The 16,986-nt window shown below is 36.0% G+C and carries 15 protein-coding genes; 12 read left to right on the top strand and 3 right to left on the bottom strand.

Annotation, left to right across the window (positions count from 1 at the left end):
• The first annotated feature begins 835 nt into the window (after positions 1-835).
• Both aac(6') and IGL30_RS10370 read left to right on the top strand, forming a co-directional pair.
• Positions 836-1,384 (top strand): aminoglycoside N-acetyltransferase AAC(6')-Ii, encoded by a 549-nt coding sequence (gene aac(6') / locus IGL30_RS10375; protein ID WP_088745630.1) that lies wholly within the window; start codon positions 836-838, stop codon positions 1,382-1,384.
• A 353-nt stretch (positions 1,385-1,737) separates the two neighbouring features.
• Positions 1,738-3,402 (top strand): peptide ABC transporter substrate-binding protein, encoded by a 1,665-nt coding sequence (locus IGL30_RS10370; RefSeq protein WP_010737154.1) that lies wholly within the window; start codon positions 1,738-1,740, stop codon positions 3,400-3,402.
• Between the two features lie 79 nt (positions 3,403-3,481).
• Here IGL30_RS10370 and IGL30_RS10365 read toward each other — a convergent pair whose 3' ends face one another.
• Complete coding sequence (locus tag IGL30_RS10365; RefSeq protein ID WP_010720788.1) at positions 3,482-3,826, bottom strand: DUF3899 domain-containing protein; 345 nt, start codon at positions 3,824-3,826, stop codon at positions 3,482-3,484.
• 83 nt (positions 3,827-3,909) lie between these two features.
• Between IGL30_RS10365 and opp3b the strand changes: the two genes are divergently transcribed.
• The 5 genes from opp3b to IGL30_RS10340 are packed head-to-tail and all read left to right on the top strand — an operon-like array spanning position 3,910 to position 8,929.
• Positions 3,910-4,851, top strand: coding sequence for an oligopeptide ABC transporter permease (opp3b, locus tag IGL30_RS10360; protein WP_010720787.1), 942 nt, complete (start codon positions 3,910-3,912; stop codon positions 4,849-4,851).
• Positions 4,852-5,895 carry an ABC transporter permease gene (locus IGL30_RS10355; RefSeq protein ID WP_010737155.1) on the top strand — a complete coding sequence of 348 codons (1,044 nt, stop codon included), beginning with the start codon at positions 4,852-4,854 and terminating at the stop codon, positions 5,893-5,895.
• Positions 5,896-5,900: 5 nt separating this feature from the next.
• Positions 5,901-6,977 (top strand): ABC transporter ATP-binding protein, encoded by a 1,077-nt coding sequence (locus IGL30_RS10350; protein ID WP_010720785.1) that lies wholly within the window; start codon positions 5,901-5,903, stop codon positions 6,975-6,977.
• Positions 6,952-7,908, top strand: coding sequence for an ABC transporter ATP-binding protein (locus tag IGL30_RS10345; protein WP_088745632.1), 957 nt, complete (start codon positions 6,952-6,954; stop codon positions 7,906-7,908). Before IGL30_RS10350 ends, IGL30_RS10345 begins: the two co-directional genes overlap by 26 nt.
• A 13-nt stretch (positions 7,909-7,921) precedes the next feature.
• Positions 7,922-8,929 (top strand): RNA-guided endonuclease TnpB family protein, encoded by a 1,008-nt coding sequence (locus tag IGL30_RS10340; RefSeq protein WP_123875006.1) that lies wholly within the window; start codon positions 7,922-7,924, stop codon positions 8,927-8,929.
• A 310-nt stretch (positions 8,930-9,239) separates the two neighbouring features.
• Here the strand turns inward: IGL30_RS10340 and IGL30_RS10335 are convergent, their stop codons facing one another.
• Together IGL30_RS10335 and IGL30_RS10330 are read right to left on the bottom strand one after the other, a co-directional pair.
• Complete coding sequence (locus IGL30_RS10335; RefSeq protein WP_010737158.1) at positions 9,240-10,061, bottom strand: NUDIX domain-containing protein; 822 nt, start codon at positions 10,059-10,061, stop codon at positions 9,240-9,242.
• A 102-nt stretch (positions 10,062-10,163) separates the two neighbouring features.
• The gene (locus IGL30_RS10330) at positions 10,164-10,442 is read right to left on the bottom strand and encodes a hypothetical protein (protein WP_010720781.1); all 279 of its coding nucleotides are present in this window, start codon (positions 10,440-10,442) and stop codon (positions 10,164-10,166) included.
• Positions 10,443-10,873: 431 nt separating this feature from the next.
• On the opposite strand from IGL30_RS10330, the gene metG reads away from it, so the two are divergent.
• The 5 genes from metG (at position 10,874) to IGL30_RS10305 (ending at position 16,941) form a co-directional block, all read left to right on the top strand.
• Complete coding sequence (gene metG / locus IGL30_RS10325; protein WP_010720780.1) at positions 10,874-12,883, top strand: methionine--tRNA ligase; 2,010 nt, start codon at positions 10,874-10,876, stop codon at positions 12,881-12,883.
• A 572-nt stretch (positions 12,884-13,455) separates the two neighbouring features.
• Positions 13,456-14,049 (top strand): type IV toxin-antitoxin system AbiEi family antitoxin domain-containing protein, encoded by a 594-nt coding sequence (locus tag IGL30_RS10320; RefSeq protein WP_430618233.1) that lies wholly within the window; start codon positions 13,456-13,458, stop codon positions 14,047-14,049.
• Positions 14,050-14,061: 12 nt separating this feature from the next.
• On the top strand, positions 14,062-14,913 hold the full coding sequence (locus IGL30_RS10315; protein ID WP_088745633.1) for a nucleotidyl transferase AbiEii/AbiGii toxin family protein: 852 nt from the start codon (positions 14,062-14,064) through the stop codon (positions 14,911-14,913).
• Positions 14,914-15,175: 262 nt separating this feature from the next.
• The gene (locus IGL30_RS10310; protein ID WP_123875007.1) at positions 15,176-15,598 is read left to right on the top strand and encodes a P-loop NTPase fold protein; all 423 of its coding nucleotides are present in this window, start codon (positions 15,176-15,178) and stop codon (positions 15,596-15,598) included.
• Positions 15,595-16,941 carry a hypothetical protein gene (locus IGL30_RS10305; protein WP_123906398.1) on the top strand — a complete coding sequence of 449 codons (1,347 nt, stop codon included), beginning with the start codon at positions 15,595-15,597 and terminating at the stop codon, positions 16,939-16,941. Before IGL30_RS10310 ends, IGL30_RS10305 begins: the two co-directional genes overlap by 4 nt.
• Positions 16,942-16,986 lie beyond the last annotated feature (45 nt).

Here is a 16,986-nt window from a genome sequence, read left to right as displayed (position 1 = left end):
GCTGAGTTTTCTTAGAACCTCAATTAACTGTTTGTTCTTGCGGTTCATCCCAATGCCATACAATATCCATGAGAGAACAAAACAGGATAATGCATACAGAATATCTTTTGTCACGTTCAAGACAGCGAGACTTGAGATGATTGATAATGATAAAAATAGTAACAGTTTCCGATCCTTCATAAGACTTCTCCATTATTTAGTAATTCTGCATACATTCTGATGCGTTTAATCATTGAATCCTTTTTTATGCAAGTGAGGGGATTGAATAAAAACGAATATTCCTAATCTGTCCCATTCGTTAGTGACTCATTGCATGATTGTTTGTAAAGGGTTGTTATTGATCCTAATCATAATACTATTTATTTAGCCATGGATGAAAAAGCTATTTGTTAACGATTGGAGTCTATTAGTAAATTAATGATTTTTATAAGAAATGATAGTTCATCAATTTATTCTTGAAATGGCAGTTAGCACAGCTGTTTCAAAAAATTCTTTCTTATTGTCATCGGAGCTACCCGATGTTTTCACGACCTTATCCACGGCGTTCAAGAAGCAACTCCTCAGCAATAAGCGATGATTTTCTAAAATATGAGAAGCTATTTTAAAAAATCCTCTCTTATTTGCTCGGAGCTGATCGCTTCTTTCACGACCTTACCCACGGCGTTCAAAGAGCTGCCCTTCGGTATTAAGTCAAAAAATCTCAAAACATGAAAAGCTGTTTCGAGATTTTCATCTTTAATACTCAGGGCAGACCGCTCTTTTCACGACCTTAAGCATAAACTTTTCTTTTTTCTTTCTAGTACTGCTAAAATAGGCAGAAAAGGGAGGGATAGCGATGATTATCAGTGAGTTTGATCGTGAGAATATTGTCTTGCGAGATCAGCTTGCAGATCTTTTAAGATTGACTTGGCCTGATGAGTATGGGACAGAGCCGATGAAAGAAGTCGAACAGTTGATGGCTCCAGAACGGATCGCTGTATCGGCGATTGAAGGGGAGGAATTGGTGGGCTTTGTTGGAGCGATCCCTCAATATGGCAAAACAGGGTGGGAGTTACATCCTTTGGTAGTAGCAAGCGCACATCGCAAACAACAAATCGGGACACGATTGGTTTCCTACCTGGAAAAAGAAGTCGCTTCATATGGTGGCCTGGTCATCTATCTAGGGACAGATGATGTTGAAGGACAAACAAATTTAGTTGAAACGGATTTATTTGAAGATACCTTTGCAAAGTTACAAGAAATCAAAAATATCAATCATCATCCCTATACATTTTATGAGAAACTTGGCTATCAGATCATCGGTGTGATCCCAGATGCGAATGGGTGGAACCAGCCTGATATTTGGTTAGCAAAACGAATGGCCAAAAGAGAGCCAACGGAATAAATTAAGACACTAATATTAGAGAAATGAACGATCCATTTTGTTCTCTAGTATTAGTGTTTTTTTGTTAGAATAAAAAATTATAATCTTTTTATGAGCTAAATCCGAACATTATAGCTGTTTTTACGATTTATTTTTTTTTGATGAAAATTATTTTATTTTTTTATCAAGTAGAAATAAAACCTTATAAAATAAGTGTATTTTCAGAAAAGAACAATAAATATTTCACTGTAATGACATTATTTTAAAAAAAACCGAGAAAAAAGTATTGCTTTTTTAATAATTATTCATTAAACTCTTAAACAACTCAGAAAAAACTAATTATTCTGAAAATTTCGACAAAAGGGGTACGGGAAATGAAAAAGAAATGGGCATTTAGTGTTGTAGCCTTGAGTGGGCTGGTACTTGCAGGCTGTTATGGCGGAAGTGCAAATACAAAAAGTAGTAATTCAGCGAGTGGCAACTCTACAGATGGAGGCGGAGTATTCAATTTAGTCGTACCTCAAGAAATGCCAACAGCAGATTTATCGTTAGCAACGGATACAATTAGTTTCACTGCTTTAAATAATGTGTATGAGGGAATCTATCGTTTAGATAAGGATAGTAAACCACAACCAGCAGGAGCGAGTGAACTGGCAGAAGTTAGTGAAGATGGGTTGACTTACAAGATCAAATTGCGTGAAGACGCTAAATGGTCCAATGGTGATCCAGTAGTTGCGGCTGATTATGTTTATGGTTGGCAACGTACAGTGGATGCTGCCACAGCTTCTGAATATGCGTATCTTTTTGCTCCAGTAGCGAATGCAGAAGAAATCACAGCAGGCAAAAAAGATAAATCAGAATTAGGAATCAAAGCAGTAGGCGATCATGAATTAGAAATCACATTGACGAAACAAACGCCATACTTCCAATATTTACTTGCTTTCCCATCATTCTTCCCGCAAAAACAATCAGTGGTGGAAGAAAACGGTGATGCTTATGCTTCAGCAAGTGATAAAGCAGTATACAATGGACCATTTACCTTAACAGATTTTGACGGACCAGGGACAGATACTGAATGGTCATACAAGAAAAATGATAACTATTGGGATAAAGATGCAGTGAAGTTATCTGAAATCAAAGTTAGCGTGGTCAAAGAATCTTCTACAGCGTTGAATCTCTTTAAAGACGGTCAAGCAGATGACGTCATCCTTTCAGGGGAACTCGCTCAACAAAATGCGAATGATCCAGCTTATACGTCAGTCAAAGAAGCACGTACGAGCTATATTGAGTTGAACCAACGTGAAGCTGATTCACCATTTAAAAATGTCAACTTAAGAAAAGCTATTTCATACTCAATCAATCGTGATGCGTTAGTGAAACAAGTTCTAGGAGATGGCTCGGTTGTGTCAACTGGCTTGATCCCAGCGGACATGTCTAAAAATCCAGAAACAAATGAAGATTTTGCGAAAGAAGCAGGCAAACTTGTTTCTTACGATAAAGACAAAGCAAAAGAATATTGGGAAAAAGCGAAAAAAGAACTTGGCATTGATTCCCTTGAATTCAATTTGATGGCTTCAGATGATGATGCATCGAAAAAAGTGATCGAGTATATCCAAAACTCAATCCAAGAAAATTTAGATGGCGTAAAAGTTAAACCAACACCAGTCCCATTCTCCGTTCGTTTAGACCGTTCGTCTTCAGGTGATTTTGATACTGTATTAGGCGGTTGGGCAGCGGACTATGCTGATCCAAGCAGCTTTACGGACCTATTTGTTGCAGGTAACTCTTATAACCGTGGGCAATGGAGTAATGCGGACTACGACAAAGTAGTAGATGACTCAGGGAATAAAGATGCGGGCGATGAGCAAGCACGTTGGGCGGATCTACAAGAAGCAACTAAAATCATGGCAGATGATATGGGTGTGATCCCAGTTTACCAAAAAGCTGAAGGACACTTAGTCAATGAAAAAATCAAAGGAATTGTCCATCACGCTGCAGGAGCTTCATGGGATTACAAATGGACTTATGTAGAAGAATAGGCAAACATTAAGACAAAAAAAGCGGACTAGAGATTAAGGCAGTTGTCTTAATCTCTCTCCACTTTTTAAAGGTTACGTATCATAGAAACGAAAAAATCACCAGCACGATAGAAAGAGCAAGCAAGATTCCGGCAATGATCAGCCAAAAGGTATACATACCATAGCTGGCAGACGAGAGTGAAGAAAATTCTGGTTTTTTCTTGCGGTTTCTTGTTCGGGCTAAATAGATCGATCGTTGAAAATGATCAAAGAAACCCGAGGAAAAAACCCATAAAAATCCGCCGATAATCAAAAACGGCATCGCACATAAAAATAAATCATTTGATAATTGAGTGAGTGTTAGTTGATGATTCAAACTATTTTTTACAATAATCAGGAGAATCAAGACACCAGCAATCAGGTAGGGAAGAGACTTCTTTTTCATCAGTTTGCTCCTTTATCTTTGGTTCATTCATTAATAATGTAGCGAAACATTTGTCAGAAGTCAAAAGCTAGGGGGAAACATTAGTGAATAGTTATCTAAAATATGTATTAAAACGTGTCTTCTTTATGGCCATTACGCTTTGGTTGATTGCCACAATCACGTTCTTCTTAATGCAATTATTACCAGGAACACCTTATACCAACCAAGAGCGCTTGAGTCCTGAAACGATCGCTATGTTGAATCAACAAGTTGGACTGGATAAACCTGTGATCGTCCAATATGGTATTTACTTGTCAAATTTACTTCAAGGAGATTTCGGTATCTCTTTCCAATTTAAAAATCAGCCTGTCGCTCATTTATTAGCTGGTAGAGTAGGTCCTTCATTACAACTAGGACTACAAGCGATTATTTTTGGAACAGTGATCGGTACGATCTTAGGAACGATTTCAGCAATGAAGCAAAACACTTGGGCAGACACTTCTTCCACGTTGGTTGCTATTTTGGGTCGCTCGATCCCTAACTTTGTTTTTGCAGTCTTATTACAATATATTTTTGCGATCCGCTTGCATGTACTGCCGATTGCTAAGTGGGACGGCTTCATTTATACGATCCTTCCAACCATTGCATTAGCTATGTCACCTTTAGCCGATTCAGCTCGTTTTATCCGAACAGAAATGGTCGAAGTATTACACAGCGATTATGTGGAATTAGCGAGAGCCAAAGGATTAAGCCGTTGGGAGATCGCCTTTAAACATGGTCTTCGTAATAGTTTGATCCCGTTAATGACATTGTTAGGACCGTTAGCAGTTGCTTTGATGACTGGTTCGTTAGTAGTCGAAAACATTTTTGCCATCCCCGGTATTGGTGAGCAATTCGTTAAATCGATCACGACGAATGATTATCCAACGATCATGGCAGTAACGATCCTTTACTCATTTATGTTGATCTTTGTGATTTTAGTCGTTGACCTGCTGTATGGTTTAGTTGATCCAAGAATCCGTGTTTCAGAAGGGAGTCGAAGCTAGATGGAACTGATACCAAAACGTTATGAAACAATAGCAGATATTCCTGCAGATAAATTTCTTCCGCTACAAAAAAACACTGAAGAAGAACGAGAACAAATTGCAGCTCCATCGCTAAATTTCATTCAAGATTCTTGGCGACGTTTAAAGAAAAACAAAGCCGCAGTCGTTTCGATGATTTTACTATCAGTGATCATTTTGATCTCGATCGTTACGATCTTTGTTTCGCCACACAACCCAACGGCACAAAATATTGATTACATCAATCTACCCCCACGTATTCCAGGGTTAAATATCGATGGATTGAATGGAAAAGCGATGGTTGGTGGTGAGTTAGTCGATAAATATGCCCAAGCAAATGTTCCAGCAAATGTGAATTTCTTTTTAGGAACTGATGGTCTAGGACGTGATGTATTAAGTCGGCTATTCATGGGAACACGAATTTCCTTACTGATCGCTTTTATTGCTGCATTATTAGATGTGACGATCGGTGTTGCTTATGGGCTGATTTCTGGTCTGCTAGGCGGACGAATCGACAACGGAATGCAACGTTTCTTAGAGATCTTATCTGGGATTCCTAATCTGGTAGTCATGATTTTAATGTTGGTTGTTTTTGAACCAGGTATTTTTTCCATCGTGGCAGCAATGGCGATCACGAACTGGATTCCGATGGCTCGTATCGTTCGAGCGCAAACCCTGAAACTGAAAGATCAAGAATATGTGTTAGCTGGTATGACATTAGGTGAATCGAAATTGAAAATTGCCTTCAAACACATTTTACCGAACATTTCCAGTGTAATCATTATTCAAATGATGTTTAGTATTCCATCGGCAATTTTCTTTGAAGCCTTTTTAAGTTTCATTGGTTTGGGGCTGACGCCACCATCTGCTTCATTGGGAACAATGCTGAGTGATGGCTATAAAACTTTCTTGTACCTGCCATATCTATTATGGATCCCTGCGGCAACGTTGTCTGTTATCATGATCGGCTTCAATTTACTAGCGGACGGATTACGTGATGCCTTTGACCCTAAAATGAAAGAGTGAGGAATATGACAAAAGTTCTTGAAGTTAAAAATTTGCAAATCTCATTTGATACGTACGCTGGGAAAGTCCGAGCGATCCGCGGTGTCAATTTTCATTTAAACAAAGGCGAGACTCTAGCAATTGTTGGAGAATCTGGTAGTGGGAAATCAGTCACTACCAGAAGTATCATGAGATTGTTATCAAGTAATGCTACGATCGATTCGGGCGAGATTTTATTCAAAGGAAAAAATATTGTCGATCAATCAGAAAAAGCCATGCAAAAAATTCGTGGGAAAGAAATCGCAATGATTTTCCAAGATCCAATGACTTCTCTCGATCCTACGATGACGATTGGGAAACAAGTGGCTGAATCCTTGCGAAAACACAATAAAGTTTCGAAAAAAGAAGGACAAAAAGCAGCATTGGAATTACTAAACTTAGTCGGGATTCCTGAGGCTGAAAAACGGATCAACAGTTATCCTCACCAATTTTCAGGAGGACAACGGCAACGGATCGTCATTGCGATTGCGTTGATCTGTTACCCGGAGATCTTGATCGCTGATGAACCAACAACTGCATTAGATGTTACGATTCAAGCCCAGATTTTAGAACTGCTAAAAGAAATCCAAACGAAAATCGATACCTCGATTATCTTTATCACACATGACTTAGGTGTAGTAGCAAATGTAGCGGATCGGGTAGCGGTGATGTATGGCGGAAAGATCATTGAAGTCGGTACCTCGGAAGAAATTTTTTATCATCCGCAACATCCTTACACTTGGGGCTTGTTAGGTTCGATGCCGACCTTAGATAGTGCGAATGAACGACTTTATGCGATCCCGGGTTCACCACCTGATTTATTGAACCCACCTAAAGGCGATGCCTTTTATCCACGGAATGAATATGCCTTGCAGATTGATGCAGAAGAAGAACCACCATTTTTTGAATTATCAAAAACACATCAAGCAGCAACTTGGCTTTTAGCACCTCAAGCACCAAAAGTAGAGCCACCTGAAGAAATCAAACGTCGTTGGGCGATTTTTGAAGAAAAGCAAAAAGCGAATGGAGGGATGACGAATGCCAAAAAAACTGCTAGAGGTTAATGGTCTAAAACAATATTTCAATATTGGAAAGAAAAATGAAGTTCACGCAGTCAATGATATTAGCTTTCATATTTATGAAGGGGAAACCTTTGGCTTAGTTGGTGAATCAGGTAGTGGTAAATCAACCACTGGGCGGACAGTCATTCGCTTAAATGAACCGACCGATGGCGAAATTTTCTTTGACGGAAAAGATGTCACAAAGCTAAAAGGAAAACAAGAAATGGCTAAGTTTCGCCGGGAGGTTCAGATGATCTTTCAAGACCCTTATGCATCATTGAATCCCCGAATGAAAGTTCGTGACATCATTGCAGAAGGGATCGATGTCAATGGATTGGTCAAGTCTCCTGACGAACGTTCAGAAAAAGTGGATGAGCTTCTTCGAACGGTAGGATTGAATCCAAGCCATGGTACACGTTACCCTCATGAATTTTCAGGTGGACAACGACAACGGATCGGTATTGCACGTGCCTTAGCAGTTAACCCTCGTTTTATTATTTGTGATGAGCCGATTTCGGCTTTAGACGTATCGATTCAAGCGCAAGTGGTCAATTTATTACAGGATCTGCAAAAACAACAACAACTAACGTACTTATTCATTGCTCATGATTTATCCATGGTCAAACATATCAGTGATCGGATCGGTGTCATGCACAACGGTCGTTTATTGGAAATGGGAACTAGTGATGAGATTTACCATCATGGCGTTCATCCTTATACGGAAAGTTTATTATCTGCAATTCCACTACCAGATCCCGATCATGAAAGACAGCGGAAAAGAATCAAGTATCAACCAGAACCAGAAGATGGGCAAAAACGGACATTAAGAGAAATTGCCCCAGAGCATTTTGTCTATGCGACAGAGCAAGAAGTGGCTTATTACGCAAAAAAATTGAAACGGCAAAAAGAAGCGAGCTTACTTGTGACGTCTTAGGAGGTAAGTGCTGATGCTAAAAGCCTTTAAATTCCGAATTTATCCCACGCCTTCACAAAAGCAATGGTTTGTTCAAAATTTTGGCTGTGTTCGTTTTACGTATAACCACTTACTAAAAGCCCGTCAGGAAAGCTACGCTAAAACAGGTGTCATCGATTATACACTGACTCCTGCTTCTTTAAAAAAGCAATATGATTTTTTAAAAAAAGCAGACAGCTTAGCGCTTGCGAATGCACAACTAAATCTAGATCGTGCGTTTCGTAATTATTTTAAAAAACGTGCCAGTTTTCCAAAATTGAAAAATAAAAAAAGTATGTGGCAGTCTTATACAACAAATAATCAAAAAGGCACAATTTATTTGAAAGATAAGTATCTAAAACTGCCAAAACAGAAAGAACTCATTCAGGTAAACCTCCATCGACCAATCGAAGGAGAGATTCGTTCAGCGACGATCTCCTCACGTTATAATGAAGCTTTTTATGTTTCTTTACTCTGTGAGGTTTCAGCGAAAGAAATAACAGAGTCTCGTCGTTGGATCGGTGTGGCTTATGATCCGCAAAAACTAATCGAGACATCCTCTCCAGTTGATGTACCATTACCATTGTTGAAAAAAACCGAAAAAGAAATGAAGTTAGCTAAAAGGAAATTAGGGATTAAGGGACGGGCAGCTCAGAAACGAAAAGCTCGTTTGGAACGATCGAAGAACTATCAAAAACAAAAGCGTAAAGTAATGGATCTTTATTTAAAACAAAAATTTCAAAAAGAAAATTATTTGGAACAGTTATCTGGCAAATTGATTCGTTATTATGACTATTTGTTTGTAGAAGCTGTCCCTAATGAAACTTTCTTGTCAGACTTCTCACTTCAAGATTGGTATAAATTAGTGACTAAGTTGAGGTATAAAGCAAACTGGTATAATAAAACGTTGATTTTGATCAATATGAATGAGCAAACCGATCCTTTAGTGATTAAAAAAAGTCTAGAACTAGAAAAAATCGGGAAACAAGTGATTTTTGAATAAATGAACTGGTAGGAGCGCTAGGGATCGCCTTGTTGATAAAAAACACTTGCTGTTTTTGTTTCTAGGAATTTTCTTCTCAAGAAAAGCTCACTAATTATGATAAACCAAACAAGGAGGTAATGACCTTTCTGGCTAACCTCTAAAATAAGCCGAAGAATACCAAAAGCATTGCTTTTGTGTAATTCTTCGGCTTATTTATGAGAAGTATTTATCCATCAGATGGTCATTAATGGGTGATTGCTCAGGTATTAATGATTGCAGAAAAATCCAATAAAAATCTTTGGTATTTCAGCTTTCTGAAATCTTCATCTTATTCATAGTTTCCAGGCTTCAACTGATAAATCTTGGATGGACGCCCGATTCCTACTGGTCGTTCACCAATTTCATCAAAGTATTGCAGCATCGCTTTTTTGAAATTTGAATGATCAATCATTTTAAAATCGATCCCTAAAAATTTGGCAAATACTTTTCGGGCTTCTGTGATCGTAAAATCTTTACCTAATACTTGTAAGACTTGTGGTTCATGTTCCATTTTATTTGTCACTCGATTAAATGCTTTCGTAATGATCTCACTATGGTCAAATGCTAAAGTATCTTTGCCAGAAGATTCACTTGTCAGTAAATCTAAAGAAATAGCAACTTCATCACTCGTTAGATGGATTTTGTTTCCTTGGCGTGTCAAGGTAAACCATCGGACTTCTTCTGCATCGTCACCAGCAATCAACGGTTCTTCACCAATAAAAGCCAAGTAACTGACAGTCACGACCCAGCCTCGAGGGTCTCGGTTCGGTGTGCTGAAGGTGTGTAGCTGCTCAATATTTTCCTGAGAAATCACGACACCCGTTTCCTCTTTGGTTTCACGTAAGACACTTTCACCAGTGGATTCATTCTTTTGGACAAAACCACCTGGTAAAGCCCATGAATTTCGGTAGGGATGCCCTTTTCTTTGGATCAGTAAAATTTTTAACTGGTCTTCTTCCTTGTTGTAACACATCAACACGATATCAACAGTCAAAGAAGGTTTGTCATATTCTGGGCGTTCTTGCTTTTGATACCAGTCAAGAAAATCAGCTTCACTTGCTTCATGTTCATAATATAACTTTTCCTCTTCTTTAGAAGCAAATTGTTTCATCTTTTAACCTCCTGATGACGTTCTTGTTTAAATATACTTTTATCTTATTTTAGCAGACTCCAAAAAAAAACCAAAGTTTTCCTTGGAGAAAGACTTCTATACTTAGATAGGGAATAAAAACGGTAGGAGTAAATTGAACAAGAAGAAAAGTAAATAGATCAGTAACAGTTTTCTATTTTCTTCACGAAGCGTTACATACCCACAAAAAATGATATAAAAATTGAGAACAAAACGAAAAACTTGGGTAAATAAAAGAAACTGATTCAAGCTTCCTTGGAGGTTAAAATAACCATATAATCGTATATAAAAATAGCTGAACAGCCAGTGTAACACTGAAAGCAGTGCAATACTGATTGTAAAATAAAGATGTTTTTTTTGCATAAAATTTCAGCCTTTCTTGGACAATGGAATGTCTATTAGTCGTAAACATAAACAACCGAGTTCAGATCCACTTGCTTTTGGGTTGTTATAAAAAGGTTTATTTAGAAGGGAGAACGATGTATTCTTCCTATAAGCAGCTACTAAGTCGAAACCATGTTTCATCAAAATAAAACAACAGAACTGCTACAAGATTCCGTGACATTGTGAGAGCTAACCTACATGTAAACATGCTGCTTACTAAAAATGAAACTTACTGATTCCTAGGTTTCTTCTCACACACTATTAATTATTATAGCATGTTTTACTAGGAAAATAATAAAGAGGAAAGGCATTTGTTAGAGGGTAGCGAAAAAATCGTCGCAGTCTTTTTGATTTATGGTATACTAGCAAGGAAATGAATTCGCATCATGCGATAAAGGAGGAAGAGCCCCATGGCAGAAAAGGAAACTTTTTATATTACGACGCCAATCTATTATCCAAGTGGCAAACTGCATATTGGTAATTCGTATACAACGATTGCCTGTGATGCAGTTGCACGTTATAAGCGATTGATGGGCTTTGATGTGTTTTATCTAACTGGGGTGGATGAACACGGTCAAAAAATAGAAAAAAAAGCAGCAGAATTAGGTGTTGAACCACAAGCCTATGTCGATAAGATGGCTGCGGATGTGAAAAAACTTTGGAAAACGCTGGATATCAGTTATGACAAATTCATTCGAACAACGGATGATTATCATAAAGCGGCTGTTCAAAAAATCTTTGATCGTCTAGTTGAACAAGGCGATATTTATCTTGGCGAATATGAAGGCTGGTATTCTGTTTCGGATGAAGAATTTTTCACTGAAACACAATTAGCAGAAGTTTATAAAGACGAAGAAGGAAATGTAATCGGTGGGAAAGCTCCAAGTGGGCATGAAGTCGAATTAGTCAAAGAAGAATCTTATTTCTTCCGTATGAGCAAATATGCCGATCGTCTTTTAGAATATTACCAAGAACATCCTGAATTTATCCAACCAGAATCTCGTAAGAAAGAAATGATCAATAACTTTATCAAACCAGGGTTAGAAGATCTTGCTGTTTCCAGAACGACTTTTAGTTGGGGAATCCCTGTGAAAGACGACCCTAAACATGTCGTTTATGTTTGGATCGATGCGTTATCCAACTATATTACTGCATTAGGTTACGGCTCTGATGATGATAGCTTATTCCAAAAATATTGGCCGGCAGATGTCCATATGGTTGGAAAAGAAATTGTCCGTTTCCATACGATCTATTGGCCGATCATGTTGATGGCATTAGATTTACCGTTACCGAAAAAAGTCTTTGGTCACGGTTGGTTGTTGATGAAAGACGGAAAAATGTCTAAGTCAAAAGGAAACGTGGTTTATCCAGAGATGCTAGTGGAACGTTATGGTCTCGATGCGTTACGTTACTATTTACTTCGTGCTGTTCCATTTGGTTCAGATGGCGTATTTACACCAGAAGATTTTGTTTCTCGGGTCAACTATGACTTGGCGAACGATCTTGGAAACCTATTGAATCGTACCGTTGCAATGATCAATAAATATTGTGATGGAATCGTTCCTGACTATGCTTCTTTAGTGACGCCTTTTGATAGTGAATTATCAACAACAGCTGCAAATGTCGTCGGACGATATCATGATGCGATGGAAAAAATGGAGTTCAATACGGCATTAGCTGAAATTTGGGTCTTGATTTCTCGTGCAAATAAATATATCGATGAAACAGAGCCATGGGTTTTAGTCAAAGACGAGGACAAGAAAAAAGAATTAGCGAGTGTAATGATCCATCTAGCAGAATCATTACGGATCACTGCGATCTTATTGCAACCGATCATGACAGAAACGCCAATTAAAATCTTTAATCAATTAGGACTAGACCCAGAAACGATGAATCTTCAAGGCTTGCACTTTGGCGAATTTCCTTCTGGAACAAAAGTAGTTGCTAAAGGTACGCCAATTTTCCCACGGTTGGACATGGAAGAAGAAATCAGCTATATCCAAGCGAAAATGTCTGAAGGAACACAAACGAATGAAGAATCAGTGAAATGGGACCCCGAAGAAACTGAGCTTGTTTCAACTAAAGACAAACAAATCAAATTTGATGTATTTGAAAAAGTGGAATTAAAAGTAGCTGAAGTCATCAACTGTCAAAAAGTTGAAGGAGCAGATAAGCTATTGCAATTCCGTTTAGATGCGGGAGATAACCAAGACCGTCAAATTTTATCAGGTATCGCTGAATTTTATCCTGATCCAAGTGAATTGATCGGCAAAAAACTAGTGATCGTAGCGAATTTGAAACCACGTAAGATGCGTGGACAAATCAGTCAAGGGATGATTCTTTCTGCAGAAGCACCAGATGGCACGTTACAAGTAGTCGAAGCGCCAAAATCAATGCCAAATGGTTCAGAAATTGGGTAAGATGAACATCCATATGATTTAGGTCAATAATCAGTAAGCGTGAATGGTGAGCCAATCATCATAAAAAGTAATGTAGTCAAATGATGCTGGTAAAGAATAATCTTAGAATAATTTGGACAGAAAGAAGAAATACTTCTTTCTGTCTTTTTTATTTGGTTGGTTTTATCGTGACGAATCATAAATCGTCGCAATAATTGTCCTTCTAACAAATGATCCTAGAGGGGACGACAAATGACAATGCGGATATTCTTCGGGCGTGTATTGAAGAGTATCTTTGGCAATCAATTAAATTTGCCATTATATTTTTTTGGTTAAATCATTTTCCTCGAAATAGATAGTTAGGTTTAGAATATTTAAAGTCCTTCGATAAGCTGAGTATAAGCCATTTTGAGTCCTCCTATGAATTGGTTCGTCAAATTAATTCTAAAGGATCTCAGGGTGTCTTTTTTACCCTTTTACATCATAAAAAAGATATTGGCGAATTTCATCGACATCAAAGTTCATCTTGTTACAATTAAACTACCATGATATAATTTAAGTAGTGTATTTGTAACGAAAGAAGAGGTAAGTAAATGCAAGATAAATTGAAAGAATTGTTGGCTATTCGCGATGGAAATTTATCTATGAAGGAAGCCAGAAAATTTGGAATCGCAGCAACTACTGTACAAAGATTGGTGAATAAAGGAAAATTGATCAAAGTTGATCGTGGTTATTATGTAGAGGATGGTCATGGAATAGATGATTTATTTTGGCTTCAGCAACGATTTTCCAGGGGAATCTTTTCTCATGAAACGACTTTAGATATTTACCAGCTTTCTACGAATATGCCGAAATTCATTCATTTAACTTTTCCCCATGGATACAATGTTGATCGTTCAATTACAAAAGAGCAGCAGTTACAATTTCATTTCGTGAAGAAAGAAGTTTATGAGCTAGGAAAAGTAGAGGGAACTTCCTTCCAAGGGAATCCTATTACTATGTATGATAAAGAGCGTACACTTTGTGATATTTGGAATCCGAGATATGAAATTGAATACGAAATGAAATTAGCAGCATTAAAAGAGTACATGGAAGATCCATTTAGAGATCCGAGCAAATTAAGAGATTATATGACAAAACTACATGTAGAAAAAGAAATGAAATACCACATGCAAAGCTTATATTAATGGAGGGAAAAGATGACACCGACACAATTTGCATCAAAAACCAGAAATTTAGCAAAGAGTACAGGGCTAAATGCACAGTTAGTACAACGGCATTTTATGATGGATCGTTTAATTGAACAAATTTCTGAATCAAAGTACAAAAATGACTTCATTTTGAAAGGTGGCTTTTTATTAGGATCAAAATATGGAATCGATAGAAGGACAACAATTGATATCGACACGACATTTAGAAATAGCAAATTAACTGAAGAAAAATTGAATAATATTTTTAATGATTTGATTAGGAAGCCCACGAAAGAAGGTATTGTTTTCTCTATTCAAGGAATGAAGGAAACAAGAGAAGCCGATTTTTATCCTGGATTTCAAATTAAATTGGTGGCTAATTTAGAGAAAGTGCGTGTGCCGTTTAAAATGGACGTGACAACAGGAGATTCTATTTATCCTGAAGTAGATACACACTGTCACCAATTAATGTTTAAAGATAAAAAAGTGGAGATTCCAGCTTATCCAACAGAACAAATTATTGCAGAAAAGCTAAGTGCTACGTTCAGCTTTGGTACAGATAATTCGAGAGTAAAAGATTACTATGACTTATTTACCATACCAAAATTAGAAAATATTGATACGAAAGAGTTATATAAAAGTGTTCGAAATACATTCACAAAACGTGGAGATACCGAATCTTTGTCTTTTTATTATGAAAGAGAAATGGAAAAGATCAGAGGAAACGACTACTTGGAAGAACAGTGGGAAAAATATCGTTCAGTTAACACGTTTGCGAAATCCATTTCATTTACAGATACAGTCAACGAAATTGAGCACCTAATGAAAAGCATGATTAAAATTGAGAAACGAAGAGATTAAGCTGATAAATAATGTAACTTTAGAACGTATAGTACCATAACTAAGTTGAGCAATAGGAAATAAATCGCTAGTTAGTATTAGTACCAAATTGTGCTAAATTCTTATTTGGCAGCTATGTGAATCGCAAACTATTTTTACTATATATAATTCTAATGAACTGAAATATATTAAAAAAGATACACTTGGGAAATTTATTTCTTAGGAGGGGATTGTCATAAAGCAAATAGAGTTAGAAAGAATTGATACTACAGAAGCAGTAAAAATGTTTTCAAAATTAATTAAAGAAAAAAAGACATTTTTTTTAAATGGAACTTGGGGATCTGGAAAAACTGAATTTTTAAATAGGGTAAGCAATCAAGCAGAAGAAAAAAATTTTATATTTTTAAAATTGTGGGAGTTGAAAGATGAGAGAACAGTAATTCATATAGGAGTTAATCAATTATTTCCTAAATGGTATATATTCTTTAAAATATTCTTTATTATTTGTGTAGCAATTTCAATTTTGTCAACTCCAGTTATCAATTTAGGATTAGAAGGAATATTTCCAAGTATTCTTATAAAATGTGCTGGATTTATTGCTTTATTGATAGCAATCGGCCAGTTTTTTAAAATTAAATCAGATCAGTTTTTCTACACAATTCTAAATTGTAATAGAATTAATAAACAGCTCAAAATAAAGTATTGATTGTAGATGATTTTGATCGTGTGTCTGTAGATAAGCAAAATGAAGCATATAAATTATTTAATATATTGCATAATCGATTACCAATAATTTTTGTGGGGGACATTAACAAAATACCTATTAGTGGAGATAATTATTTACAAAAAATAATTGATAAAAGAATAGATTTACCTTATGTATTACATTCTCGAGATATATGGAATAATTATTTTAATAAATTAGAAAAAACATTTGATGTCGATTTACCAGCAGAGTTGTTAAATCTATTTATTATAGAAAATAGGAATCTACGTGATAGAGTACAATTCAATGATTATGTAAATCAAGAATTCTTTTTACACGGAAAAAAAAATCATGTACAGTGTGGTCAACAGCTAGTCATCATATATATATATTTATTTCATTATCCAAAGTACTCTATACTATTAAAAAATGGATATCTTTCATCTAAAAAAGATGATCTCGAACAAATTATTAATGAACTATTAAGCGATAATAATGACTATCCAGTATCATTTTCAAAAAGCAGAGAGATATACTTTATCTCTGAATCTGTAAGCAATATGACAGAGAGGGAAATAACAAATATATTAAATGATTTTGAAAATATTAATAAAAATATTTTGAGAAAAGGTGACTATAATGGGGATTTGTATAACTATATTTTAAAAAAATATGATCAACTAGAAGTCAAAATTCAGAATAGTCTATTGGATGCTGCAATACAGAATAGTTTGAAGAATGTTTATAGTGATTTATCGAAACTGATAATTTCATTCGAAAAAGAGAAAATAAGAAAAGAATCATTGAAACAGGACTCTAATATCGAAAAAAGAATATATGAAAACTGGTCAGAAAAATTAGCAAAATATGAGGTGGATTTGTCTCAAAAACTAAAATTTATAGAAATAAATTCTATACTATCATTCGCTTTACTAAGTGAAATGAACCTTGGTATTGATGTGTTTTCAGAAGAATATCCGGAACAAAAGGAAAAATTATATTATTTATTAACATATTTAGCGAAATTAAATTTATGGCAAATGTTTGATAAATGGACACCAGAATTATGGGATAAAATTGAGGAATTGTATTCCATTAATCCAAATCACTTTTTATTGTATTTTAGATTTAATGGGTTGATAGGTATTTCAGGAAGGAGAATGGATTTTTTCGAAGAAAACGACTTACTAAGAAATTATGTGATTTACAAAAAAGTAAAATCGTTTAATAATCCAAATATAGAGATTAAGGGTATTGAAGATACAATAAAAAAAATAACGCCTAAATTAAATGATTTGTATAGTTTAGGTTATCATTTTGAATATCTAGAGGAGAAAGATTAACTATCTGTGATAAAAATCGCCTATGATTATGAAAAAAGTATAATT

This window comes from Enterococcus sp. DIV1089c, assembly GCF_050530965.1.
Lineage (GTDB): Bacteria > Bacillota > Bacilli > Lactobacillales > Enterococcaceae > Enterococcus_B > Enterococcus_B hirae.
Note: the sequence above shows the minus strand (reverse complement) of the source record. Positions and strands in the feature narration are given on the sequence as shown.